Origin of the sequence: Archangium lansingense (assembly GCF_026626635.1) — a bacterium.
GTDB classification, from domain to species: Bacteria; Myxococcota; Myxococcia; order Myxococcales; family Myxococcaceae; genus Archangium; species Archangium lansingense.
Genome location: NZ_JAPNKA010000001.1, coordinates 5213438 through 5237558 on the forward strand (window position 1 = coordinate 5213438; position 24121 = coordinate 5237558).

Annotated in this window: 21 protein-coding genes; 9 read left to right on the forward strand and 12 right to left on the reverse strand. The window is 68.6% G+C overall.

The features are described 5' to 3' along the window. Nucleotides 1–86 precede the first annotated feature (86 nt). From OV287_RS21405 to OV287_RS21415, 3 genes are read right to left on the reverse strand one after another with little or no spacing between them, the layout of a single operon-like run. Nucleotides 87–1211: a quinone-dependent dihydroorotate dehydrogenase gene (locus tag OV287_RS21405; RefSeq protein WP_267535893.1), complete on the reverse strand. Its 1125-nt coding sequence runs from the start codon at nucleotides 1209–1211 to the stop codon at nucleotides 87–89. Between the two features lie 5 nt (nucleotides 1212–1216). Beyond that, nucleotides 1217–2212, reverse strand: coding sequence for an amidohydrolase family protein (locus OV287_RS21410; protein ID WP_267535894.1), 996 nt, complete (start codon nucleotides 2210–2212; stop codon nucleotides 1217–1219). A gap of 36 nt (nucleotides 2213–2248) precedes the next feature. Next, nucleotides 2249–2935: a Smr/MutS family protein gene (locus OV287_RS21415; RefSeq protein WP_267535895.1), complete on the reverse strand. Its 687-nt coding sequence runs from the start codon at nucleotides 2933–2935 to the stop codon at nucleotides 2249–2251. A gap of 240 nt (nucleotides 2936–3175) precedes the next feature. On the opposite strand from OV287_RS21415, the gene OV287_RS21420 reads away from it, so the two are divergent. Then, nucleotides 3176–3748, forward strand: a complete 573-nt coding sequence (locus tag OV287_RS21420) for a Uma2 family endonuclease (protein WP_267535896.1) — start codon at nucleotides 3176–3178, stop codon at nucleotides 3746–3748. 7 nt (nucleotides 3749–3755) lie between these two features. Here the strand turns inward: OV287_RS21420 and OV287_RS21425 are convergent, their stop codons facing one another. Further along, entirely contained in the window at nucleotides 3756–4583 is an 828-nt protein-coding gene (locus OV287_RS21425) for a hypothetical protein (RefSeq protein ID WP_267535897.1), read from the reverse strand. Nucleotides 4584–4973: 390 nt separating this feature from the next. On the opposite strand from OV287_RS21425, the gene thrA reads away from it, so the two are divergent. The 3 genes from thrA to OV287_RS21440 are packed head-to-tail and all read left to right on the forward strand — an operon-like array spanning nucleotide 4974 to nucleotide 9837. Further along, nucleotides 4974–7493 (forward strand): bifunctional aspartate kinase/homoserine dehydrogenase I, encoded by a 2520-nt coding sequence (gene thrA / locus OV287_RS21430; protein WP_267535898.1) that lies wholly within the window; start codon nucleotides 4974–4976, stop codon nucleotides 7491–7493. 2 nt (nucleotides 7494–7495) lie between these two features. After that, the gene (locus OV287_RS21435) at nucleotides 7496–8659 is read left to right on the forward strand and encodes an aminotransferase class I/II-fold pyridoxal phosphate-dependent enzyme (RefSeq protein WP_308809658.1); all 1164 of its coding nucleotides are present in this window, start codon (nucleotides 7496–7498) and stop codon (nucleotides 8657–8659) included. Next, a complete protein-coding gene (locus OV287_RS21440; protein WP_267535900.1) occupies nucleotides 8656–9837 on the forward strand; it encodes a trans-sulfuration enzyme family protein in 1182 nt (393 codons plus the stop codon). Before OV287_RS21435 ends, OV287_RS21440 begins: the two co-directional genes overlap by 4 nt. A gap of 34 nt (nucleotides 9838–9871) precedes the next feature. Here OV287_RS21440 and OV287_RS21445 read toward each other — a convergent pair whose 3' ends face one another. Continuing rightward, nucleotides 9872–12946: a serine/threonine-protein kinase gene (locus tag OV287_RS21445; protein WP_267535901.1), complete on the reverse strand. Its 3075-nt coding sequence runs from the start codon at nucleotides 12944–12946 to the stop codon at nucleotides 9872–9874. Nucleotides 12947–12951: 5 nt separating this feature from the next. After that, complete coding sequence (locus tag OV287_RS21450) at nucleotides 12952–13590, reverse strand: RNA polymerase sigma factor (protein ID WP_267535902.1); 639 nt, start codon at nucleotides 13588–13590, stop codon at nucleotides 12952–12954. A 282-nt stretch (nucleotides 13591–13872) separates the two neighbouring features. Here OV287_RS21450 and OV287_RS21455 point away from each other — a divergent pair, with 282 nt between their 5' ends. Beyond that, complete coding sequence (locus tag OV287_RS21455) at nucleotides 13873–14442, forward strand: hypothetical protein (RefSeq protein ID WP_267535903.1); 570 nt, start codon at nucleotides 13873–13875, stop codon at nucleotides 14440–14442. Nucleotides 14443–14579: 137 nt separating this feature from the next. On the opposite strand, the gene OV287_RS21460 is transcribed toward OV287_RS21455, so the two are convergent. Next, nucleotides 14580–15308: a TerB family tellurite resistance protein gene (locus tag OV287_RS21460; protein WP_308809660.1), complete on the reverse strand. Its 729-nt coding sequence runs from the start codon at nucleotides 15306–15308 to the stop codon at nucleotides 14580–14582. Between the two features lie 103 nt (nucleotides 15309–15411). Here OV287_RS21460 and folD point away from each other — a divergent pair, with 103 nt between their 5' ends. From folD to OV287_RS21475, 3 genes are all read left to right on the forward strand, one after another. After that, nucleotides 15412–16257, forward strand: coding sequence for a bifunctional methylenetetrahydrofolate dehydrogenase/methenyltetrahydrofolate cyclohydrolase FolD (gene folD / locus OV287_RS21465; RefSeq protein ID WP_267535905.1), 846 nt, complete (start codon nucleotides 15412–15414; stop codon nucleotides 16255–16257). A gap of 80 nt (nucleotides 16258–16337) precedes the next feature. After that, a complete protein-coding gene (locus tag OV287_RS21470; RefSeq protein ID WP_267535906.1) occupies nucleotides 16338–16787 on the forward strand; it encodes a hypothetical protein in 450 nt (149 codons plus the stop codon). A 3-nt stretch (nucleotides 16788–16790) separates the two neighbouring features. Further along, on the forward strand, nucleotides 16791–17723 hold the full coding sequence (locus OV287_RS21475) for an ADP-ribosylglycohydrolase family protein (RefSeq protein ID WP_267535907.1): 933 nt from the start codon (nucleotides 16791–16793) through the stop codon (nucleotides 17721–17723). Nucleotides 17724–17771: 48 nt separating this feature from the next. Here the strand turns inward: OV287_RS21475 and OV287_RS21480 are convergent, their stop codons facing one another. From OV287_RS21480 to metF, 5 genes are all read right to left on the reverse strand, one after another. Continuing rightward, nucleotides 17772–19985 carry a TonB-dependent receptor gene (locus tag OV287_RS21480; RefSeq protein WP_267535908.1) on the reverse strand — a complete coding sequence of 738 codons (2214 nt, stop codon included), beginning with the start codon at nucleotides 19983–19985 and terminating at the stop codon, nucleotides 17772–17774. Nucleotides 19986–20052: 67 nt separating this feature from the next. Continuing rightward, nucleotides 20053–20481 (reverse strand): hypothetical protein, encoded by a 429-nt coding sequence (locus tag OV287_RS21485; RefSeq protein ID WP_267535909.1) that lies wholly within the window; start codon nucleotides 20479–20481, stop codon nucleotides 20053–20055. Between the two features lie 129 nt (nucleotides 20482–20610). Continuing rightward, a complete protein-coding gene (locus OV287_RS21490; protein ID WP_267535910.1) occupies nucleotides 20611–21498 on the reverse strand; it encodes an alpha/beta fold hydrolase in 888 nt (295 codons plus the stop codon). Nucleotides 21499–21640: 142 nt separating this feature from the next. Then, a complete protein-coding gene (locus OV287_RS21495; RefSeq protein WP_267535911.1) occupies nucleotides 21641–22054 on the reverse strand; it encodes a hypothetical protein in 414 nt (137 codons plus the stop codon). Then, nucleotides 22051–22923 carry a methylenetetrahydrofolate reductase [NAD(P)H] gene (gene metF / locus OV287_RS21500; protein ID WP_267535912.1) on the reverse strand — a complete coding sequence of 291 codons (873 nt, stop codon included), beginning with the start codon at nucleotides 22921–22923 and terminating at the stop codon, nucleotides 22051–22053. The genes OV287_RS21495 and metF overlap by 4 nt, the downstream gene beginning before the upstream one ends. Nucleotides 22924–23031: 108 nt before the next feature. Between metF and gcvT the strand changes: the two genes are divergently transcribed. Beyond that, on the forward strand, nucleotides 23032–24117 hold the full coding sequence (gcvT, locus tag OV287_RS21505; protein ID WP_267535913.1) for a glycine cleavage system aminomethyltransferase GcvT: 1086 nt from the start codon (nucleotides 23032–23034) through the stop codon (nucleotides 24115–24117). Nucleotides 24118–24121: the final 4 nt, after the last annotated feature.

Below are 24121 nucleotides of genomic sequence, written 5' to 3' on the forward strand. Positions count from 1 at the left end.
CCAGAGCCCAGAATCCAGAATCGGTGTCAAAGAACTCGAAACGTGGGACTCGAGTCCAAACGAGACTTGGCGTGGACGGGTGACACTCAGGCCTGGGGGCGCAGGGGCTCGCGCTGGGGCAGGGCGGCGGGCGGTGGGACGCGGTGGTCCGCGCCGATGGCCTCCTGCACGGAGCGGAAGCCGTCACGGGCCAGCAGCGGGCCCAGGCCCTCGAGCAACCGGCGCACCATGCCAGGGCCCTCGTAGATGAAGCCCGTGTACACCTGCACCACCGAGGCCCCGGCCCGCAGCTTCTCGTACACGTCCTCGGCGGTGAAGACGCCGCCCACGCCGATGATGGGCAGTGCGCCCCCGCTGCGAGCGTAGGCCCGGCGGATGACGGCGTTGGCCGGCTCGCGCACGGGCGCTCCGGACAGTCCACCTGCCTCCTTCGCCACCGGATGCTCGAAGGGGCGGGCGATGGTCGTGTTGGTGGCGATGAGCCCCGCCAGCCCGCACGCGCGTACCACGTCCACCACCTCGTCCACCGCCTCGGGGGTGAGATCCGGGGCGATCTTCAGGAAGAGCGGCTTGCCCGGAGCCACCTGCTCCACCCGCGCCTTCACGGCCCGCAGGAGCGCGGTGAGCTGCTCGGGCTCCTGCAGCTTGCGCAGGCCCGGGGTGTTGGGCGAGCTGGCGTTGACCACCACGTAGTCCCCGAGAGGGGCCAGCGTGTCCACGCACGCCACGTAGTCATCCACCGCCTGCTCCAGCGGCGTGTCCTTGTTCTTGCCGATGTTCACGCCGACCGGAGCGGGGTGCCAGGAGCGTGCCCGGAGGTGCTCGGCGGCGTTGGCGGCCCCGTGGTTGTTGAAGCCCATGCGGTTGATGAGCGCGTGGTGCTCGGGGATGCGGAACAGGCGCGGCTTCGGGTTGCCCGGCTGGGGCCTGGGGGTGAGCGTACCCACCTCCACGGCGGAGAAGCCGAGCGCCAGCAGTCCGTCCACGGCCTCGGCCTCCTTGTCGAGCCCCGCGGCCAGTGCCACCGGGTGGGCAAGCTCCAGGCCCGCCACCTTCACCGAGGCGTCATAGGTGACGGAGGAGAGCACCCGCGCGCGCATGCCGCGGCATGTCCCCGACAGGTGCCCGAACCAGCGCAGCAGGGTCATGCCCAGCCGGTGGGCGCGCTCGGCTGAGAAGAGGAAGAGGAGGGCACGGGCAAGGCGGTACATGGTGCTCACGTGGGAATGAAGGAGTACTGGCGCGCCCAGGCGAGCGTCTGATCCACCTGATCGGCGGTGAGGAGGCCGTTCTTCTCGACGAGCTGCACCTCACGGAGCATGTCCGTCTCCAGCAGGTAGGTGCCGTCGGTGTTGAGGGTGAACTTCACGCCCCGGTCCCAGAAGGTGCGCATGATGTGCTTGAGCTCGTCGAGCCCCTCCACGGCGCGGGTGTGGAGGTTGGAGGTGGGGCACAGCTCGAGCACCACGTCGCGCTCGCGCAGCAGCTTCATGGCGGACTCGTCGTAGGCGGCGCGGATGCCGTGGCCGATGCGGTGGGGCTTGAGCTTCTCCACCACGGCCATGACGCCCTCGGCGCCGGTGCCCTTGGTCTCCCCGGTGTGCACGGTGCACTTGAGGCCGGCCTTGCGCGCGCGGGCGAAGAGATCCTCGTACTGCGCCACCACGGTGGGCTCCAGCTCCAGCGCGTGCTTCTCCGTGCCGGCCAGGTCGATGCCATACACGCCGCGGCTGCGGTACTTGATGGCCTTGTCCACGACGATGCTGTTGAGCCGGTGGTCGAACTCGCGAGCCAGACAGAAGATGAGGCCGGCCTTCACGCCGTACTCGAGCATGGCCCGGTCCATGCCCCGCAGCGCCGCGTGGATGATGTGGTCCAGGTCCAGCTCCGAGTTGAGGTTGCGCTTCATGGGGTTGAAGCGCAGCTCAATCTGCGTGACGCGGCTGCCTCGGTACTCCTTGCCGATGATCTCGTAGACGGAGCGCTCGACAGCCATGGGCGAGCTTTGAATCTTCTCCGTCCAGGTGTGGAGGATCTTCAGGTAGTCCTCGAGGCTGCCCACCTTGCCGGGACGCGAGGTGATGAGCTCGACGAAGTCGAAGTAGTTCTTGACGGGGAGCTTGAAACCCTGCTGGTGCGCGAGGGACCAGAGGACGTGGGGAGCCACGGAGCTACCCACGTGGATGTGCAGATCAATGAGATCGCGTGCCATGGCGGCATGTATGCACAGAGCCGCCCGGTCGTCCAGCTACCGGCGGAGCAGCACGTAGACGGCGCCCGCGCCTCCGTCCTGGGGACGTGCCGTGGCGAACGCCAGCACCGTCTTGCCGATGCTCTTCTGGCCGAGCCACTCCCGGATGCGCTGCTTGAGGACGGGGAGCTGATCCTGGGAGTTCAAGCCGCGTCCGTGGACGATGAGCACACAGCGCTTATGGGCGCGGCGGCTCTCGGTGAGGAAGCGGTCCACGGCCCCCTTGGCCTCGGCCTGGGTCATGCCGTGCAGGTCCAGGCGTCCCTGGAGGGAGAAGTCGCCGCGGCGCAGCGAGCGCAGCAGGCGCGCGTCGATGCCCGGGGCGGCGCCCTCGATGTACTCGTTGGAGTCGGAGACATCGAAGTCACCCTGGCCGGCCACGAGCTCGGCGAGCTCGGCGAGGGCCTCGGCGTTCTCGTCGATGATTTCGGGGAGGCGGGGGTTGGGAGGGGGAGGCTCGCTGCCGCGGTGGGTGATCTGCTCGACGCCGTCCATGGCGGAGAGGAAGAGGGACGTGTCGTCCTCCTCCTGGGAGCGCTTGGACTTGGAGGGCTTGGGGGGCGGGGGAGGCGCCTGGGGCTTCTTGGGCGGCTCGGCCTGCTTCTTCTTGAGGTCCGCGAGGGCCGACTTGAAGGGGTTGTTGAAGCTTTCGCTCTTCTTCTTGGGGGAGCCGCGATCGCTCATGGTGGAACTTGTAATGCGACAGGATGGGCCACGGTTCAACCCGGTTTCTTGGTCCCTGAGGGGGCGAGGGGCCTGCCTGGAGGGCTCGGAGCCCTCCGGTGCGAAAGGTGCTTGCACTTCGCTTCCCGTGGGCACAACCTGAGAGAAGAGGTGCCTGGAGGTGACTTGAAACGTCAGACCGGGGTGTTATGCCCTCTCCTCATGGAAATGGAGACGGGCGTCGAGGCATATAGGGAAGGAATGGGACGGAGACCGGCAACCTACGCGGATCTGGAGGCTCTCCCCGAGCATCTCCTGGGGCAGATCATCGCTGGAGAGTTGTACGCCAGCCCCCGGCCCGCGGCTCCGCACACGGTCGCGGCCTCCCGGTTGGGTGGCGAACTGATAGGCCCGTTCGACCGGGGGCGGGGAGGTCCTGGCGGGTGGATCCTCCTCTATGAACCGGAACTGCATCTGGGTGACGACGTCCTGGTGCCGGATTTTTGCGGCTGGCGGCGTGATCGGATGCCCAGTCCTCCGCGCACCGCGGCCTTTACGCTCGCGCCGGACTGGGTGTGCGAGGTGCTGTCTCCCTCCACGAGGGCACTGGATCGGGCCGTGAAGCTGCCGGTGTACGCGCGCGAGGGCGTGCGGCACGTCTGGTTCGTGGACCCGGAGGCGCGCACGCTGGAGGTGCTCCGGCTTGAGGGGGCGCGTTATTCGCTCCTCGTGACGCACTCCGGCCTGGTTCACGTGCGCGCCGAGCCCTTCGCAGCGATCGAGCTGGAGCTGCCCTTCCTCTGGGGCGAGGAGCAGGGAGGCGGTGCTCGCTGAGCGCGGTTCAGTCCTGGCCGGACAGCCAGGCCTGGATGCGTTCGGCGGAGGCCGGAACCTGTTCCACCCGGCACCAGTCGACCAGGCAGAGCTGGTGCTTCGAGGCGAGCGCCGCCAGCAGGCGCGCATCCCCCTCGACGGCTGTGTTGACCCCTGTGAGATGGAGACCCAGCACGGAGATCCGCCCCTCCCGCTGGAGACCGTACAGCGCGGGCCCCGAGGGCAGCCCCACGGCGAAGCTCCCCTCGACCAGTCCGGCCACTCCCCGGAAGGACACGCCGTCGAGCCACTTCGCGGTCTCGCCCATGGCGCCGCGCAGGTCCGCCAGGGTGAGCGAGGTCCCCTCCAGCGGAGCGGGCATCTCCTTGCGGATGTGGAGCTCATCGAAGCCGGAACTCTTGCGGTGCTCGGTGTAGATCCGCTCGATGGCCGCGAAGACCGTGGCGATGGTGGGCTGGAGCGAGAGCGTCACGAGCTCGACCTGCCGCCAGTCGTCCTCGCGTAGCTCGAGCACGAACTTCCCCAGCTTCGTCGAGCCCTCCGCGATGGGCGGAAGCTCGTTCGAGATGGTGGGCAGCGAGTAGAGCAGCTCGCGTGGATCCACCATCTCGTGCTTCACCTCTCGCAGCTCGAGCCGCAGGGTTCCGGTCTGGAGGAACTCCTGAGCCGTCATGGGGTCGGCGGAGACGACCTCGAAGGAGGACTCGCCGATGTCCATGGACGTAGCCGCCTCGAAGCTCTGGGGGAGTTGCTCGGCGGGCACCTCCGACTCTCCCATGAGCTGGCCCGTCTCGGCCTCGATGAATCGGACTCGGATGCTGGAATGCTCTGGCATCGGGACAGCGTAGCCGCTGACACGCCTCCGCCACGCTCCAGCGATGTCATTGATTCAAAAGTAACCAGGCTCAGGGTTGACAGCGTGGCGCACTGCCTGTATCTCCACGGCATTCGTCTGGAGATTCTCGTGTCCTGTCCTGTGACCCGAATGCCGATGTCCATGGAGGCCATGCTCATGCGTGGCCCGGGCATGCGCGCGTTCGCGGGAGGACTGGACTCCAGCCGTTTCTAGCTGACCTCTCCCCCTGAAGAGCCGCGGGTGCCCGGGTTTCCCACCTGACACCGCCCGCGGCACGGCTGCGTTCCGAGCTTCGCTCCGACGTCTGCCTTTCGTTCCGCCGTGGGCTCGCGGTTCCTCGCCCTACGCAGTTCCGAAAGGAAGACATCCGTGAGCAGCAATTCCTCGCACCGCGCCGAGAGTGGTGACTGGTGTGTCTATAAATTCGGTGGTTCCTCGGTCGGCACGCCCGGACGGTTGCCGCGCGTCCTCTCTCTCATCTCCGAGGCTCGAGGTCCGCTCGCGGTCGTGGTGTCCGCGCTCGGCGATACCACGGACTGGCTCATCTCCGCGGCCAATGCCGCCGCCAGGGGAGACGCGGCGGGCAGCAGCGCGGAGCTGACGCGGGTTCGGAGCCTCGCCAAGACCATCGCGAGCACGGTCCTCGAGGGCGCCGTCCTCACCGCGCACGAGAAGACGGTGGAGCAGCTCCTGGCCCCCATCGAGCGGCTACTCACGGGCGTGGAGCTGACCCGGGAGTGCACGCCGGCCACGCTCGACGAGGTGCTGTCCGTCGGAGAGCGCATCTCCTCCGAGCTGGTCGCGCGGGCCCTGACGGCCCGGGGCATTCCGGCCCTCGCGGTGGACGCGCGCACCTTCCTCGTCACCGACGAGACGGCGGGCTCGGCCCGGGTCGACATCGAGGCGAGCCGCGCCCGACTTACGCCGCTCATCCCCGGATGGGCAGGCAAGGTCCCTGTCATCACCGGCTTCATCGCCCGCTCGCACCAGGGGCGCACCACCACGCTGGGCCGCAATGGCTCCGACTACACCGCCACGCTGCTCTCGTGGCTGCTCGGGGCTCGGCAGGTGACGGTGTGGACGGACGTGCCCGGCGTCATGACGGCGGACCCGGCCCTGGTGAGTGACGCCTACCCCGTGCCGCGCATGACCTACGCGGAGGCCCTCGAGCTGGCCCACTTCGGCACCCGCATGTTCCACCCGCGCACGATGATTCCGCTGCTCGAGAGCGGGGCTGCGCTGCACATCCGCGGCACCACCGAGCCGGACGCGCCGGGCACGCGCATCGACGCGGAGGGCAACCCGGATCCCCACCGGCCCACCAGTGTCACGAGCCTGGAGCGCCTGGCGCTGCTCCACGTCGAGTCGCTGCGTCCCACGCTCAGCGAGCCGCTCGGGCCTCGCGTGTTGCAGGCGCTCGAGGCGGCCCGCATCACCGTCTGGGGAGGTACCCTGTCCGCGCTGGCGCCCTCCATCTCCCTGGTGGTGCGCCAGGAGGAGGCGCAGCGGGCGCACGCCGTGCTCGAGGCCGCGCTGCGAGGAGAGTGCGAGCGGCGGGAGGTGCGCGTTCCTCCGCCCCATGCGCCGGTGACGCTGGTCACCCTGGTGGCCGAGTCCATGGGCCACCGGCCGAACGTGGCGGGCCGGTTCTTCCACGCACTCGGGAACGTGGGCGTCAACGTGCGAGCCATCCTGCAAGGGGCTAGCTCGCGCAGCGTGTCGTGCGCCGTGGATGCCGAGGACACGGCCGTAGCGGTGCGCACCGTGCACAGCGCCTTCAACCTGAATGAGACGGAGATCAACGTCCTCCTGGTGGGGAAGGGGACGGTGGGGGGGCGGTTGCTCGCCCAGCTCGAGGAGAACGCGAAGACGCTCCGAGCCAGGCACGGGATATCTCTGCGGCTGGTGGCCCTGGTGGACAGCCGCCGCGCGCTCTTCGAGCCCCGGGGCGTGCCTCCCGCCGAGGCCCACGCGAGGCTCGCGGAAGTCTCCCCGAGCACCGTGTCTCCTCCGGACGTGCGGCCGCTGCTTGATCGGCTGTCGCGCCTGTCCGTGCCGGTGCTGGTGGACTGCACCGCGGCGGACGGAATGGAGACGCTCTACGCGGAGGCCATCCGCCGGGGTATCCACGTGGTGGGGGCCAACAAGAAGCCGCTCGCGCGTCCCTGGAAGGAGTACGAGGGCCTGCACTCGCTCACCCGCGCGCACTTCCGCACCTGGCACTACGAGACCACCGTGGGCGCGAGTCTCCCGGTCATCGAGACGCTGAAGAACCTGGTGCGCACGGGGGACCGGGTGGAGCGCATCGAGGGGTGCTTCTCCGGCTCGCTCGGTGCCATCTGCCATGCGCTGATGAAGGGCTTGCCCCTCTCGCAGGCGGTGCGGACGGCCCGGGCGAACGGCTACACCGAGCCCCATCCGCGTGATGACCTGTCGGGCCTGGACGTGGCGCGCAAGGCCCTCATCCTCGCCCGAGAGCTGGGACTGGAGCTCGAGCTGGAGGACGTGGCCGTGGAGCCGCTCGTCCCGCCTGAGCACCTCCGGGAGGAGGACCCGGAGACCTTCCTGCGCACCCTGGGCTCGCTGGACGCGGAGGTGAGCGCTCAGGTGGCCCGTTACCGCGAGGCGGGTAGGAGCCTGCGCTACCTCGCCCAGATACTCCCCAACGCCCCTGGGGGGCCTCGCGTCAAGGTGGGTCCGGTGGCGGTGGACGCGTCGCATCCGGCCACCGGGTTGAAAGGTGCGGAGGCAATGGTGTCATTCTTCACCGAGCGCTACCGCGAGTTCCCCCTCATCGTCCGTGGCGCTGGCGCAGGCGGTGATGTCACAGCCGCCGGTGTGTTGGCCGACATCCTGCGTCTTGCCCAGAACGTTCGTGGAAGGAGATGAACATGAAGCTCGAAAGCCTGCTGGCACAGATTGGTTCCGTTTCCGATGACGTGACGGGCGCGGTCAGCTTTCCCGTCCACCACGCCACCGCCTTCCGGCATCCGCGCCTGGGGCAGAGCACGGGGTTTGACTACGCGCGGACGAAGAGCCCCACGCGGGCTGTTCTGGAGGAGGCCATCGCCCGGCTCGAGTCGGGGGACGCCGGCTTCGCCTGTAGCTCGGGCATGGCGGCGCTCCAGCTCGTCTTCTCCCTGTTCGGCCAGGGCTCGCACCTGCTCGTCTCGCTGGACCTCTATGGAGGCACGTACCGGTTGCTGGAGAAGGTGCTCTCCCGCTACGGCATCTCCGCGACCTACGTGGACACCAATGACCTGGACGCGCTCGAGGCGGCCCTCCGGCCCGGCGTGACGAAGGGGGTGCTGCTGGAGACGCCCACCAACCCGTTGATGAAGATCACCGACATCGAGAAGGTGTGCCGCTGGGCCCGGGCCCGCGAGCTGATCTCCATCGTGGACAACACGCTGATGACGCCGTTCTTCCAGCGTCCCATCGAGCTGGGCGCGGACATCGTCGTGCACAGCGCCTCCAAGTACCTGGGCGGTCACAACGACGTGCTGGCGGGCCTCGTGGTGACGCGGGTCAAGGCGCTGTCCGAGCAGGTGGCGTTCCTGCACAACTCCATCGGGGCGGTGCTGGGGCCGCAGGACAGCTGGCTGCTCATGCGCGGGATGAAGACGCTGGCGCTGAGGATGGAGCGCCATCAGGACAACGCGCTGCGCATCGCCTCCTGGCTGGCGACGCATCCGCTCATCGAGCAGGTCTTCCACCCGGGCCTGGAGAACCATCCGGGCTACGCCCTCCAGAAGCGGCAGGCCTCGGGGAACACGGGCATCTTCTCCTTCAAGCTGAAGGACGCCCGCCTCGTCGAGCCCGTGCTGCGCCACGTTCGGTTGATCGCCTTCGCGGAGAGCCTCGGTGGGGTGGAGTCGCTGATGACGTATCCCTCGGTGCAGACGCATGCGGACATCCCGGAGGAGATTCGCCGCCGGGTGGGCGTGGACGAGCGGCTGCTCCGGTACTCGGTGGGCATCGAGCACGTGGACGATCTCATTTCAGACCTGTGGCAGGCCTTCGATGCCGCCCGTAGAGAGGTTCAAGAGTCATGATTCATCCCAAGGAGAGTCGCTGTACCGGCCCCAGCCGGAAGCTGGCGACCCGGGTGGTTCGCTCGGCCTCGGGGACGGATGCGCGCACCGGCGCCTCCAGCGTTCCCATCTACCAGGCCTCCACCTTCCACCACGCCTCGCTCGAGAACCCCCCGGAGTACGACTACACGCGCTCGGGGAACCCGACCCGCCAGGCGCTCGAGGACACCATCGCCCAGCTCGAGGGCGGGGCCCGGGGCTTCGCCTTCTCCTCGGGGATGGCGGCGATCTCCACCGCCTTCATGTTGTTGTCCAACGGGGACCACGTCATCTGCTCCGAGGACGTGTACGGAGGCACGTATCGCCTGCTGACGACGATCCTCGGCCGGATGGGCATCGAGACGACCTTCGTCGATGCGACGGACCTGGGCAGGCTCGAGGCCGCGCGCAGGCCGAACACCCGGGCGGTGTTCCTGGAGACGCCGTCCAACCCGACCCTGAAGATCACCGACATCGCCGCGGTGGCGGAGTGGGCCAAGAAGCACGGCCTGCTGACCATGCTGGACAACACCTTCATGACGCCCTGCCTCCAGCGACCCATTGAGCTGGGCATCGACATCGTGGTGCACAGCGCGACCAAGTTCCTCGGGGGCCACAGCGACGTGCTGGCCGGACTGGCGGTGGTGTCCAACGAGAAGCTGGGCCACAAGCTCAAGCACCTGCAGAACGCCCTGGGCAGCGTGCTGGGAGTCCAGGACTCCTGGTTGCTGATGCGCGGGATGAAGACGCTCCTGGCCCGCATGGAGTGCTCCGAGCGCAGCGCGCGGCGGTTGGCGGACTGGCTGACCCGACAGTCCTCGGTGACGCGGGTGTACTACCCCGGGCTGCCGGACCATCCCGGGCGTGCCATCCACGAGCGGCAGTCCCAGGGGTACGGGGCCATCGTGTCCTTCGATGTCGGCTCGGGAGAACGTGCGCGGCGGGTGCTCGAGCACGTCACCCTTCCCCTGGTGGCGGTCAGCCTGGGCGCGGTGGAGAGCATCCTGTCCTACCCGGCCATGATGTCGCACGCGGCCATGCCCCGGGAGATCCGGCTCCAGCGGGGCATCGGCGATGGGCTGCTTCGCTACTCCGTCGGCCTGGAGGCGCTCGAGGACATCCTCGGGGACCTCGAACAGGCGCTCAAGGCAACGCGCTGAGGCCAGCAACACACGCCGCGTGTCCATCAGCAACTCACCTGTTCTGGGGAGCGTGACACCGCGCGGGCATCGCGTCCGCGCTACCGACGGCCTTCGCGGCACGCAGCTCCTTGACCGCGTCCCTGCGGAGCTGGACGGCCTCCGCGTCTCGAGGGCCGAGGACGCATGCCAGCACCGCCCGGGCTTCCGCGAGACGAAGGGTCTGCCAGGGCCGCTCCTGCTGTGCGCGGAGCGCCTCTCTCGCCAGCGTTACTGCCTTTGGACGATCTCCAGTCGCCGCCGCCAGACGCGCCTGCATCCATTGAATGTCGATGCGGCCCGGGTCATCCACGGCGAACCAGGTGTCGGCGATCGTCTGGCACTGGTCGACCTCCTGCTTCGCACGCGTGAGCTCCCCCTCCGCCAGGGCCGTCTCGAAGAGCTCCTGGTGGACGGTCAGCATCTCGGGGTAGTCGCTCGCATAGAGCGTGGCCTGAACCCTGAGAGCGCGCTCGGTGGCTTCCTTCGCCATGCGAAACTGCCCCCTCGCGCGCGCGAGCTCGGAGAGTCCCAGCAAGGGGATGGCAAGCTTGGAGCCCTCGGCATCCCGTCGCTCGCCGTTGCTCAGCGCGCGCGCATAGAGGCGCTCGGCCTCGGCCAGCTCGCCATGCCAGGCGAGGATCCTGGCCGCCATGGAGAGCTCGAGCACCGTGGAAGGGCTATCGGGGCCCAGCGCGTCATCGAGCTGCTCGACCGCCGTCCTGGCCCGTGTGACGGCCTCTCCGACAGCTCCGAGTTGAGCCTCGAGATCCGCGATCACCAGATCGGCGACGGCGACCCTGACGCTCTCCGGTCCATGGGCGCGGACCTGGAGCTGTCGGGACGCCTGGAAGTGCTCGAGGGCGGCCGGGTCCTGCCCCATCCAGGTCAACGCCGTCCCCAGGTTCCAGTGGGAGCGAGCGAGGTCGGGATGGTCGGTGCCCAGTGCGGCCACGCGAATGTGCAGGGCGTTCTCCTGTGCTTCGAGCTCCCGCCGGTGATCGTACTGGTCGCGATACATCTGTCCGAGGAGCGCCCAGGCCGTGGCCACGTCCGGGTGCTCACCGCCGAGCGCGGCGATGCGGATGTCGAGCGCGCGCCTGGCGAGGGTGACTCCCTCCGCGAGAGCCCGCGAGTCATAGGAGGAGAGGGATGCCGCCAGGCTGAGCGAGTCGGCTACCTCCAGGTGGGCGTTTCCCAGCGCCCGCTCGCGGAGGGCCAACGCGCGGAGCGCGAGCTCCCTGGCGACGAGGCGGCGGTCCCGCCACGCCTCGTACTTCGCTCGGGCCGCGAGCACCATGGACTCCAGTCTCAGGTCCTCTCCGACCCGGGCGCGCGTTGCCTCGGCATGACCGAGCCACTCTTCCGCGCGCGCGAAGTCGTCTCTCAGGTGATAGGCCTCGCTCAGCGCCAGTGCGAGCTCGGTGGAGAGGGCATCGCGGCGGGCCCGCTCGGCCGCCCAGCGCGCATGCGCCAGGGCTTGCAGCGCGTCGGGGCTGCCCGCCTTCCAGCTCAGCATGGCCGCCACGGCGAAAGCATCGGCCTCGACCGCGGGCACTCCCTGGGCATCGGACCGGAGTGATTGCCCCAGCGCGGCTCCCTCCTTGTACTTGCCCGCCGACAGCAGCGCGCGCGCCTCCGCGATTCGCCGGCTCACGTCCTGTGCCCCGTCGAACGCGGGAGCCGCGGCGGGCGTCCGTGCCTCCGGGTCTCGAATGCACCGCTCGGGGTTGTCGAGCCCGTCCACGAGGGTCGTGGCCCGGGCGACGACCTGGGCATCCGCGTGTTGGAGTACGGTGAGCACCGCGCTGAAGTCGGCCTGCTGTCGCGCGAGGCACTCGGTCGCCACGGACTTTGGCCACAGGCAGGCGGCGCGTCGGGCCTCGGACCAGCGGCCGGTCCAGTCCTCCAGTCTCAGCCTCACGCGGTCATTGGCATCCGCCGCGTAGGGGACCGCGGCGCGAGCGAAGGCCTCGCGGATGGCCCCTCGCGCGGAGAGCCACAGCGCTGGAACCTCGGCCGCCACCGTCTCGCAGGCAGGCGTCCGCGCTCGAAGCACACCCGCCCACGACACGACCGCCGCCGCTCCCACGCAAAGCGCGGCGACCGAACGTCGAGGCCAGGTCCTGGCTCGGTTCATCCGGGCCAGGAGTGCCTCCATGCTGGGGAAACGGGCGGCGGGGTCTGATGAGAGCCCTCGCGCCGCGATGCCGCGCAACCAGCGCGGCGTCCTTCGCTGCCGTGGGGGGGAGACGTCCGGCTCTCCCCGAGCCAGCGCCAGGAGCGCTGGTTCGTCATAGGGCCGGTGTCCCTCGAGTGCTTCGAAGAGCGCCACGCAGAACGCGAACTGGTCGGAGCGAGCATCCGCGCCACGGCCCGCGAGGCACTCCGGAGCGATGTACCCGGGCGTTCCCACCACGCTCCCGGACCGGGTCAGCGGGGGGCCTGGACGTGTCAGCTCCGACGGTGCGGCCGGCTCGACGGGAGGCTCGAGCCCCGCGGCGAGCCCGAAGTCGGCGACCCGGGCCCGCCCCGTCGTGTCGATCAGCACGTTGTCGGGTTTGAAGTCGCGGTGGACGAGCCCGCTCCGGTGCGCGGCGGCCAGGCCCTGGCCCACCATGATGAAGAGCTCGATGATTTCCCGCGGGGACCTCGGTCGCGCCGCCAACCAGACTCGCGCATCCGCTCCGTCGACCCACTCCATCGCGATGAAGACCTCACCCTTCACCTCGCCGACCTCGAACACCGTGACGACGTGAGGGTGGCTCACCGCCGCCGCCGCTCGGGCCTCCTGCATGAAGCGCTGCCGCCGCTCCTCGCTCTGGGCCGCCACACCCCGCAGCAGCTTGAGGGCCACCTTGCGCCGCAACCTCAGGTCGAAGGCCGCGTGGACCACGCCCATGCCGCCTCGCCCGAGCACCCCCATGAGTTGGAAATGGCCGAGCACCTCGCCCGTGCGCTCCCGCTCCGGAACGGGCGGCTCGCGGTGTGGAATGAAGGCCACCTCGCGCAGGAAGTCTCCCACGGACGAGCTCGCGTCCGTGTCGCCGTCCATGGATGCGTCGTGCTGCTCGCCCCCCTTGAGCGTCATATGGGCTACGCCCCTCCTCCCTCGTCGCTGACGACCCCCGCGCGGCGTCCCAGCTCCAGCAGCCGCTCCTTGAGGAGCTGAAAGCGCTTGCGCAGCCGCGCCGCCTCACGCTTGAGCTCGGGCTCGCCCAGTGGCTGGCCGCTGTCATTCAGGACGCGGGCGAGCTCATTCCACGCCAGTCCCCGATCGACCCGCAGGATGAGCAGCGCTTGATCCTCGGAGGGGAGGGATTCCCGCAGGCCGGCGAAGCGCGCCTGCCGCTCCGAGCGCAGATAGGACACCGTCTCGCTGCGAATCCGCGCGACGAGCGCCGACCGGGCCGAGTCCTCCGGAAGTGGCTGCTGTCGCAGCTCGCGGCGCCGAAGGTCCCGGCGATAGTTGAGTGAGGCGTGGCGTGCGAGCGTATAGACCCAGGTGCGGAACGAGCTGTCCCCCTGGAAGGTCGGCAGCGCACGCCAGAGACGCTCGCTGAAGCACGAGAAGACCTCCGCCGCGTCCTCCTCGTCGCGGTGGAACGCGTGCAGGAAACCGAAGATCTCCGCGCCATAGCCGCGGATCGCCCGTGTCGCGGCTCCCTCATGGTCCCCGCTCGCGAGGAGATGACGAATCTCCCGCTCCAGCTCCTCTCGCTCCTCACCAGGCATGCTCCGACCTCATCTCCTGCACGCGCCCACCACGCGCCCGCATACCTTCGCCCTCGGAGCCCCCAGACAGCCAGAAGCCGCGGCTTTTGGGAAGAAGACGGTTCTCTCTGGGCTGCTCTCAGATTCTCAGAGCGCGCTCAGTTGCGCGATTCATCGCTCGCTTTTTCACATCCGCGAGCACGGGTGCCTATCCGCATGAGTGGGAACGGCGAGGGCTCGTCGAGCCGAGCCGCTGATCCACTCAGCGACAGTGACACACGAATGTTCTCGAAAGGGTGTGCAATGAAGAAGCAGGCAATGTGGGTGGTGGCTGCTCTGTCGGTGCTCGCGTCTGGCTGCGGTGTGGAGCAGCCGGTGGATGCGGAGGCTGACCAGCTCAAGGAGCAGGCCTACGCGGACGTGAGCTTCCAGGCCACGGTCCAGTGGCTGGAGGGCAAGAAGGGCATCCCCGTGGATTTGTCCCAGGGCGTCCTGGAGCACAGGGAGGGCGCCACCCGCCTCAACTTCGCGCTGCCGAGCGAGGAGGTTTCCCAACTGGCCTTCGAGCTCCGCGCGGATGGCTCGACGCGCGTCTACACCAACGAGCGCGTGACGGAGGACGCGGCGCAGGATGTCGCGGCGCAGGCGGCTTGTGGCACCTATCGGAGCTCGGACAGCTGCACCACGGGGCCCTATGTCGCTGATGCCCAAGGCTGCGCGGCCGGGCCCGGCCAGCCCAGGACTCCGCTGTACATCTACTACGACTACGCGCGCGACTGGTTCCAGTCTGGCCGCAGGGTGACGCAAATGGGGTCGTGGAAGAACTGCAGCTGGATGGCGCAGTCCACCACCTGTAACAACACCTGCAGCTGAGCCACGGGCCCGCGGCGCGGTATCAAGAGCGCCTCACGCCGCGGGCCGTGTGTCCCCCGTCCAATCTGTACGGGCTCGGTGAGGCCCTGCTCGTCGATTGTCTCTTTACCCGGGACCGTTGGTGACGGCCTCGGGGTTCATCGCCCCCGCAGCCGGAGGATCTCCTCGTAGGCCTCGCGGATCTCCTGGAAGCGGCGGGAGGCCTGCTCGACGGCGCCCTTGCCGAGGTTGGCGACGCGGTCCGGGTGGTGGGTGGCGGCGAGCTGGCGGAAGGCTCGCTTCACGTCCGCGTCGCTGGCCTCGGGGGTGAGGCCGAGCCGGGCGTAGTGAACCTGTCCATCGCCGAAGTGGCGCGCGGTGACGGAGCGGAACTCCTCCTCGGAGAGTCCGAGCCCCTGGGACACCCGGCGCAGGGTGTCCTGCTCGGCGCGGTGGAGGTTGCCATCCACGAGCGCGAGGCCGTAGAGCGCATCGAGCAGCAGCAGGCGCTCGGCGGTGGAGAGCTCGTCGCGGCAGGCGGCGGCGGCGTGCTCGAGGGAGGGGGGCCGGGCGATGTGCTCCTTGAGGTAGCGGCGGACGAGCCCGAGCGCTTCGGGGCCGTACTTGAGCCGGTCCTCGAAATACTCGCGCACCACGCGCACCTCGTCGCGCACCACGTCTCCATCGGCGCGGGCCACCTCGATGAAGAGGGCGCACAGGTGGCGAGCAAAGTGGTCCTGGGCGGCGAGCTCCTGGGGGGAGCGGGTGTCGGGCTTGGGGAGGTTCTCCGGTGTTCCGGAGGGCAGGAGGTTCAGCTCGTCGACCAGATGGCCGACCACGAGCCCGGAGATGATGAGCAGGACGATGGCCAGAGGTCCGCCGATCAACAGACCTACTGCCAGTCCAAGCATCGCTCCGAGAACTTTTCCAGGCGCCACGATCTCTTCACTCCCTTGCCGGGAGGGAGTTTCGCATAGAGTCCGCCGCGCTATGGCCCAGTTGATCGACGGAAAAGCGGTGGCGGCGCGGGTGAGGGCGGAGGTGAAGGCGGAAGTGGAGAAGCTCAAGGCCGAGCGTGGCCTGGTGCCGGGACTGACAGTGGTCCGGGTGGGAGAGGATCCCGCCTCGAAGATCTACGTCACCGGCAAGAAGAAGGCGGCGGAGGAGGTGGGCTTCAACTCCTGGGAGCTGCACCCGGACGACAAGATTACCCAGGACGAGCTGCTGTCGCTGGTGGACAAGCTGAACAAGGATCCAGCGGTGCACGGCATCCTGGTGCAGTTGCCGCTGCCGAAGCACATCGATGCGGAGCGGATCATCTCGGCGGTGAAGCCGGAGAAGGACGTGGACGGCTTCCACCCGATGAACGCGGGTCTGCTGTCGGTGGGCAAGCCGGCGCCGCGGCCGTGCACTCCGTTTGGGGTGATGCGGTTGTTGCAGGAGGTGGGGTGCGACCCGTCCGGCAAGCGGGCGGTGGTGGTGGGGCGCAGCAACATCGTGGGCAAGCCGATGGCGATGATGCTGCTGGCGGCGGACGCCACGGTGACGATGTGTCACCGCAAGAGCAACCTGGCCGCCGAGGTGGCCAACGCGGACATCCTGGTGGCCGCGGTGGGCGTGCCGGAGTTGATCAAGGGCGAGTGGATCAAGCCCGGGGCGGTGGTGATCGACGTCGGCATGAACCGGATGCCGGATGGGAAGCTCAAGGGAGACGTGGAGTTCGACAAGGCGAAGGAGCGGGCCTCGTTCATCACGCCGGTGCCGGGCGGAGTAGGGCCGATGACCATCGCCATGCTGATGCGTAACACGCTGGAAGCGGCGAAGGCCGCGAAGTAGCGCTCCTGGCGGGTGCGGCGGTCGTCTATATGGTCAATCGCCTTACTTCGAAGCAGAAGCCGGCCCCTGCCGGTCCTCTCGTGAGGCAGACCCTCGAGAAGCTGCGGGCCCGCCCGCTGCCTCCCGAGCTGGTGGTGCCCACGCCTCGCCCCGATGTCTGGGGCGAGAAGGGCTATCTCTCGCAGCCTCGCTACCAGGCCCTCTACAAGCCGCTCCTGCTGGAGGGGTATGCGACCTGGGGGCTCGTCTACCAGTACGAGTCCATCCACGATGGGGAAGGGCCGGACACCGTGGCCAGCTATGCGTGGCTGGACGATCGGGGCGAGCTCCAGACGCGTCCGCTGAAGGAGATCTATGACGGGATGCATGCCGCCCTCAGTCAGGGACTGGGCGACATCATCCTCGACATGGACGCGCGCCTGGAGGCCGACAAGGTCATCCTCATCCTGCACGACCTGACCTCGGGAGAGCACATCCTCTACGAGGCTCTCCATGCCGCTCCCGTGAGCGGGGGCACGAAGGACACGTGAACCATGCCGACGCGCCAGGAGCGGATCGAAGGGGGCCTCTACGGCCTGCTCATCGGGGACGCACTCGGGGTGCCGTATGAGTTCCACCCGCCCGCGCAGATTCCCGAGCTGGCGCTGATCGAATTCGAGCCGCCCCCTGGTTTCTTGCGAGCGCATAACGGCGTGCCTCCGGGCACGTGGTCCGACGATGGCTCGCATGCGCTGTGCCTGCTGGCCTCGCTGCTGTACCAGGGGACGTTGGAGATCGAGGACCTGGGGCGGCGGCTCGTGAACTGGTACGAGCTTGGGTACATGGCGGTGGAGTACGAAGTGTTCGACGTGGGCGTCCAGACGCGGGAGGCCCTGGCGAACGTGCGTGCGGGAGTCCCCGCGGCGCAGGCGGGCCCGAGCGGCGAGCGGGAGAACGGGAACGGCTCGTTGATGCGGGTGTTGCCGCTGGCGCTCTGGCACCAGGGGGACGACGCGGCGCTGGCGCGAGACGCGATGCTCCAGTCGAGGGTGACGCACGGGCACATGCGATCGCAGGTGTGCTGCGCGCTCTATTGCCTCTGGGCGAGGCGGACGCTGGAGGGCTCCGCGAATGCGTGGGCGGACGCGGTGGCCACCTTCCGTGCGCTCTACCCCGAGGGCATGGAAGAGCGAAACGAGCTGGAATGGTCGGTGCGGCCGGACTCTCCGGACACGGGGCGGGGGAGCGGGTACGTGGTGGACTGCCTGCGCTCGGCGAGGGACTGTGTCGCGGTGGGGCCCTACGAGCGCGTGGTGAAGGCGGCGATCGCGCTCGGGCACGACACGGACACGACGGCGGCGGTGGCGGGCGGTATCGCGGGGCTCCGGGACGGCATCCAGGCCATCCCCGAGCGCTGGAGGCGCGCGCTGCGCGGCCAGGAGTTGGTGCAGCCGATGCTGGCGCAGCTGCTCGCACGCCAGGCGTGAAAAAGAAGAAGGTCCGGTACCAGGCCGGACCTCCTTCTCTCTCCTTCGCTAGAAGAAGAAGCTCACGGTCGCCTGGGCGTTGAAGGGCGCGCCAGGGGTGAAGTGCAGGTCTTCACACCCCTCGAAGGCGTCCGTTTCGCCCGAGGGCCGGGTGCCTGCGGGGCAAGCCTCGGGGCCGGTCTCGGATTTCAGCCGCGAGACGTTGGCGAACTGGGCCTCGCGCCAGTGGGTATTGAGCAGGTTCTGCACGCTCAGGTTGACCTCGTAGAAGGAGCCCCGGTAGCCCAGCGTCGCGTCCACGCGGGTGAAGCCCTCGGCGGTGATGAAGCGGTCCTCGGTGGCCGGGCGGTCGCCCAGGTGCAGCACGCCGAGCCGCCCGTAGAAGCCGCTCGGGTGCCGCGCGGACACGCCTCCAGAGAGGATGAGGGTCGGCGCGAGCGCCACCGCGTCACCGTTGCCGGCGTTCTCCACGTAGGTGGCGCGCGTGAGGGTGAGGTCCGCGTCCGCGAAGAGCCAGGGGAGCACTTTGAGCCGAGCCTCGGCCTCCACGCCCTCGCGCCGGGTGGCGCCGCGCGCCTCGGTGGTGCCCTCGTCACCCACCCAGACGAGCTCGCTGTCCAGGTCGAGCCGGAACACCGAGCCCGCCAGGTCCAGCCGGTCGAACAGCCGCGTACGGGCGCCGAGCTCGTACCCCCGCGCACGCGTCAGCGGCGTCACCGGATCCGTCAGGCGCACCACGCCGCGGGCATCGTTGGAGTGAAAGCCGTGGCCGTAGTTGACGTACACGTCGGTGTCGGGGAGCGGGGTGAAGACGAGGCTCGCCTTGGGAGAGACGCGCGCGGCCTGTTCCACCCCCGAGGTCTGCGTGCCGGTCGTGGTCTGGTCCTCGAGATGGTCCTCCACGTCGAAGCCGAAGGAGTCCGCGCGCAGGCCGAGCACCGCGCGCAGCCAGGGCGTGAAGGTGATGTCCTCCTGGGCGTACAGCCCGAGGCTTCCCTCGCGGACGCTGGCGTCCACCACGGTCTCCAGCCGCTCGCGTGCCCTGTCATAGCTCAGCCCGTTCTCGATGCTGTCGCTGCGCAGCTGCGTGCCGAGCGTGGTGTCGAAGGTGATGCCACCCAACTTGCGCCGGAAGCGGTAGGAGGCATTGAAGCCGAGCAGCGTGCGCTGGTCGTTCTGCTCGATCATGTCTCCGTTCACCGGATCCCTGCTGAAGAAGGTGAAGTCGGAATACAGGCTGAGCCGGTACTGCACGGCGTACGCCATGACGTTCACCTCGCCGTCGTCGCCGACGAGGGTTCGCCAGGTGGCGTAGGCGCTGTGGCGCTGCGAGTTGCCGCCCTCGGAGTCGTTCAACGTGCCGAAGCGGTCCAGCCTGCCGGCGTTCACCTCGCGCAGGGGAATCTGGCCACTCGCGTTCCAGCCGCTCCCGTAGGAGGTGAGCGTCAGCGCGAGCGTGGAGGTGTCGGAGAGCTGGCGCGTCACCTTCGTGAAGAGGCTGTAGCGCTGCAGCTTCTCGGGGTTGAGGAAGGGGCCGTTGGTTCCGTACACCTGCCCAGCCACCACGGGGCTCCAGCCCTCCACGTCCGGGGCGGCGACGAACAGCCCGCGCCAGGTGTTGAACGAGCCGCCACCGAGGGTGAGCTGGCTCGTCTCGAAGTCGCGGCGTGTCACCAGGTTCACCGCGCCCGCGGTGGCGAAGTCCCCGTCCTGCGCGAAGTAGGGGCCCTTGCGCACTTCCACGCGCTCGATGAGCTCGGGGATGACCCAGTTGAGATCCGCGTAGCCCTGGCCGTGCCCGTGGCTCACCATGTTGACGGGAACGCCGTCCACGGAGAGGGCCACGTCCGTGCCGTGGTCCGCGTCGAAGCCGCGCAGGAAGTACTGGTTGGCCTTACCGCCGCCCGCGTGCTGCACGACGTAGAAGCCGGGCACCACCTGGAGGATGTCCGCCGGGCGCGGGTGGGGGCGCAGCAGGAAGTCCTGGTCCCGCACCGTGGAGGACGAGGCCGCCGTGAAGGGCCGCCGCGCCGTCACCGTGGTCTGCATGCGCGAGGGCTCCTCCGGGGGCCGCACAGCGATGGCCTCTGGTTCGGGAGCGGGAGCAGGAGCCGGGGGAGGGACGGGCTCCACGGGGGCGGTGGGCTCAGCCGGAGTGGAGAGCACGGGCGCGTCGGAGGGAACGGGCTCCTGGGCAAGCGAGGGAGCAGCGGACACAACTGTAGCGATCACGGCCAGCGGGGCCGCGCGAGAAGACAGCATGGAAGAACGACCTCAATGCGAAAGGAAGGAACGAAGGAGACAGACCGGCGTGGAACGTCGGTGTCTCCTACGGGGCCTGAGGCATCGCGGTCGGGCGGAGCGGCTCCCCCGGCTGGGCGCGCTCCTGTCCCAGGTTCTGGGTGCCGACGTTGACCCAGAACACCAGGAAGGGGGGCAGGGCGAGCGAGGGCAGCGCCACCGCCTGGAGGTGCTCGACACTGCCGGCCCCGTGTGTATGGCCGGCCGGCTTGTCCGGGTGCTCCTCGTGGTGGCCCGCCGGGCCATGCGAGTGGGGCTTGCTCTCGTCGTGCGGGGCGGGAGGCTCGGGTGCTTCAGCCCGCTGGTGGGAGACCCAGACCTGGGCGGCGGGCGCCTCGGAGGAGGGGAGCGCACCGCCGTGCCCGTAGATGGCGTGGAGCACCGGCGCGAAGGCGAGGCCGTACACGGCCACCCATAGGCCGAGCCAGCCAAGATCGCGGCGGTCCTCCCTCGTCAACAAAACCGGGTGCTCCTCTTCGGGGCAGGAAAGTCCGCCTCTCCAAGCCACGAACGGACCGCTTTTGCAAGCGCGACCCGGTTGCGCGCGGGCCCAGTGCGTGGAGTGCACCGGGCCTGGCGGCTTTCACTACGCGCGCAGGAAGTCCCGTACGAGCTGGCTGACCTCTCGCGGCTTCTCCAGGGCGATCCAGTGGGTCGCGTCGGGGATGCGGTGGATGGTCAGGTTGGGCACGAGATCCTTCAGGCCCCGTTGCCCGTCCGGCAGCAGATAGGTGTCCTGCTCGCCGTGGATGAGGAGCACGGGCGTGTTCACGTGGTACTGCTCCGGCTTGAGCCCCTCCAGGAGGTTGCTGCCGCCCGGGTGGCCCTCTCCGTCCGGCGGACCCATCTTCGCCGCGCGGTAGTAGTTGAGCGCGCAGGTGATGGTGTTGGGCTGCCTCCACGCGGCGATCCACTCGGAGGTGTCCTCCTCGGACAGGATGGCGCCGTGGGCCCGCGCGTCATTGAAGACGGCCTGCTTGGGCCACGCGAAGTCGTCGCCCATGATCTGCGGCTCGGCCTGCGGCGAGCGGAAGACGAGCATGTACTGGGCCGCCAGCTGCTGGCGGGGGTTCTCGCGCAGCTCGCGATCGAACAGGGCGGGGTGCGTGATGTTGAGGGTGACGAACCGGTGCACCATGTCCGGGTGGTGCAGCAGGAAGCTCCAGCCCACCAGCGCGCCCCAGTCCTGGCACACGATGGACACCTTCCTGTACCCCAGGTGGTGGATCAGCGAGCGGATGTCCTCCACGAGGTGCCGGATGTGGTACGACTCGATCTCCGCTGGCTTGGAGCTCAAGTTGTAGCCACGCATGTCCATGGCGATCACTCGGTGATCCCTGCCCAGCTCATTGAGCTGCTTCTTCCAGACGCCCCAGTACTCGGGGAACCCGTGGATGAAGAGGATCGGATCGCCCGCACCGTGGGTGACGTAGTGCAGGTTGATTCCATTGATGTCTGCGTAGTGGTGCTGCAAGGACCGGCTCCCGTTGGGCTGTGCGGCTGCGGCGACAGAATAGAGCCGCCAACCCGGGAGTGAAAGTCCGCCGTCACGGGATTACCCGCCTCGTCCTGGGGATCTCAGACAGAGCGGGTCTGCGCTTTCAGAGAATCCTTGATCAAGTGAAGTGCTGACGCACCTCGGGCATGCTGAGGACCCAGAGCATCCACAGGGCGAAGGGAAAGCCCACGAAGCAGACGGGTGTCGGCGTGATGACCGCGGTGGCCGCTCCCACCACCACCAGGCCCCACCGGCGCAGGCTGAATGCGCTCCACGCTCCTATGATGGTCAGAGACCCGGCGACGATGGATCCGATCACCTTCAGCGGGGCCTCCCACTCCGTCTGCCCTCGCAGGGAGGTGGCGAAATCCGCCGGCGCGGGCAGCCAGCCCTGCAGCACGGCCGCCATCACCAGGGCGTAGGCAATGTTGATGATGCCCACGTTCACCAGCATGAACGCAGGTGGGCGCAACCGCCGCAGTGCCGGCCAACGCGGATCCGTCCGCGGGACATTCAGTCCAGGTCCACTCATGTACGGGCCCTCAGAGCGCTCACGATCATCCGCGTCGCCGGAGATTTGTTGAGCGTGTAGAAATGGATGCCCGGCACGCCGCGCGACAGCAGCTCCATGCACTGCACCGTGGCGTGCGCCACGCCGAGCTGCACCAGCGCCTCCGGCTGGTCCTTCACCCGCTCGAGCTGGAGCCCCAGGCGCATGGGCACGGTGGCCCCGCACATGCGGGTGAAGCGCTGCACCTGCTCGTAGTTGGTGATGGGCATGATTCCCGGGACGATGGGGACGTTGATGCCGACGCGGCGCGCTCGCTCGACGAAGTCGAAGTAGAAGGCGTTGTCGAAGAAGAGCTGGGTGATGACGAAGTCCAGGCCCGCGTCCACCTTCTCCTTCAAATGACGCAGGTCGTCGTCGCGCGAGGCTGTCTCCACGTGGCCCTCCGGATAGCACGCCCCGCCTACGCAGAAGTTGAAATCCTCCTCCCGGATGAAGCGCACCAACTCGGAGGCATGACGGAAACCTCCTTCCACGGGCTCGAAGGTCGTCTGCCCCTGGGGTGGATCCCCCCGCAGCGCCAGCACGTTCTCCACCTTCGCGTCCGCCAGCCGCCGCAGGACCTCGCGCAGCTCGCCTCGCGTGTGGCCCACACAGGTGAGGTGGGCCATGGCCTCGATGCCCGTCTGCTGCTTGATGCGGGTGACGAGCTCCACCGTCCTGTCCCGGGTGCTGCCGCCCGCGCCGTAGGTGACGGACACGAAGCCCGGCTCCAGCAGGGCCAGATCCTCCAGCGTCCTGAGCAGGTTGGCCGTCCCCTCGTCCGTCTTGGGCGGGAAGAACTCGAAGGAGAAGCACGGGTTGGATGGATTCAAACGATTACGAATCTTCATGACGCGAGCAGTCTAGAACGCTTCAGTGGGGTTCCCGAGAGCCTTGATTGAGGGAGGTGCGCGGTTATAGTCCGCGCCGTTTTTTCACCCCCCTCAGGAGAGAAGAACATGTCCCGGCGTACGCCCCTCAACGAGGCCCACCGCAGGTTGGGCGGCAGGATGGTGGATTTCGCAGGTTGGGACATGCCGGTGCAATACACCTCCGTCATCGCCGAGCACGAGGCCGTTCGCAATGCCGTCGGCCTCTTCGACGTCTCCCATATGGGGGAGATCGAGTTCTCCGGCCCCGGAGCCCTCGAGACGGCCAACAGGCTGATCACCAACGATCTCTCCAAGTGCGCGGATGGCCAGGCCGTCTACGCCGGGCTGCTCAATGAGCAGGGTGGCTTCGTGGATGACGTGGTGGCCTACCGCTTCTCGTCCGAGCGGATCCTCGTCGTCGTCAACGCATCCAACAAGGACAAGGACTTCGCCTGGATGCAGGCGCGCGCCGAGGGCGTGAAGCCGGTGGACCGCAGCGACGACTACGCGCAGATCGCCGTGCAGGGCCCCAAGGCCGTGGCGCTGGTGAAGCGGATGACCCCGGTGGACCTCTCCAACGTGGGCACCTACCGCTTCACCGAGGGCCCGGTGGCCGGCGTGCAGTGCATCATCTCTCGCACCGGCTACACCGGCGAGGACGGCTTCGAGCTGTACTGCGCCCCCGGCGACGCGGAGAAGCTGTGGGAGGCGCTGCTGAAGGAGGGTCAGCAGGACGGCGTGAAGCCGTGCGGCCTGGGCGCTCGCGACAGCCTGCGCACGGAGATGAAGTACGCCCTCTACGGCAACGACATCGACGACAACCACACCGCCCTGGAGGCGGGGCTGGGGTGGATCTGCAAGCTGGACAAGGCGGGCGGCTTCATCGGCCGTGACGTGCTGGCGAAGCAGAAGGCCGAGGGCGTGAAGCGCAAGCTGGTGGGCTTCATGCTGACCGGTGCCGGCATCCCCCGTCACGGCTACCCCATCCTCAAGGACGGTCAGAAGGTGGGCGAGGTGACGAGCGGCACCATGGGTCCCTCCTTGAAGAAGTCCATTGGTATCGGCTACGTGCCCGCCGAGCTGGCGGCCGAGGGCTCGACCTTCGACGTGGAGATCCGTGGACGCGCTGTGCCTGCTGTCGTCGTGAAGACGCCCTTCTGGAAGAAGTCCTGAAGCA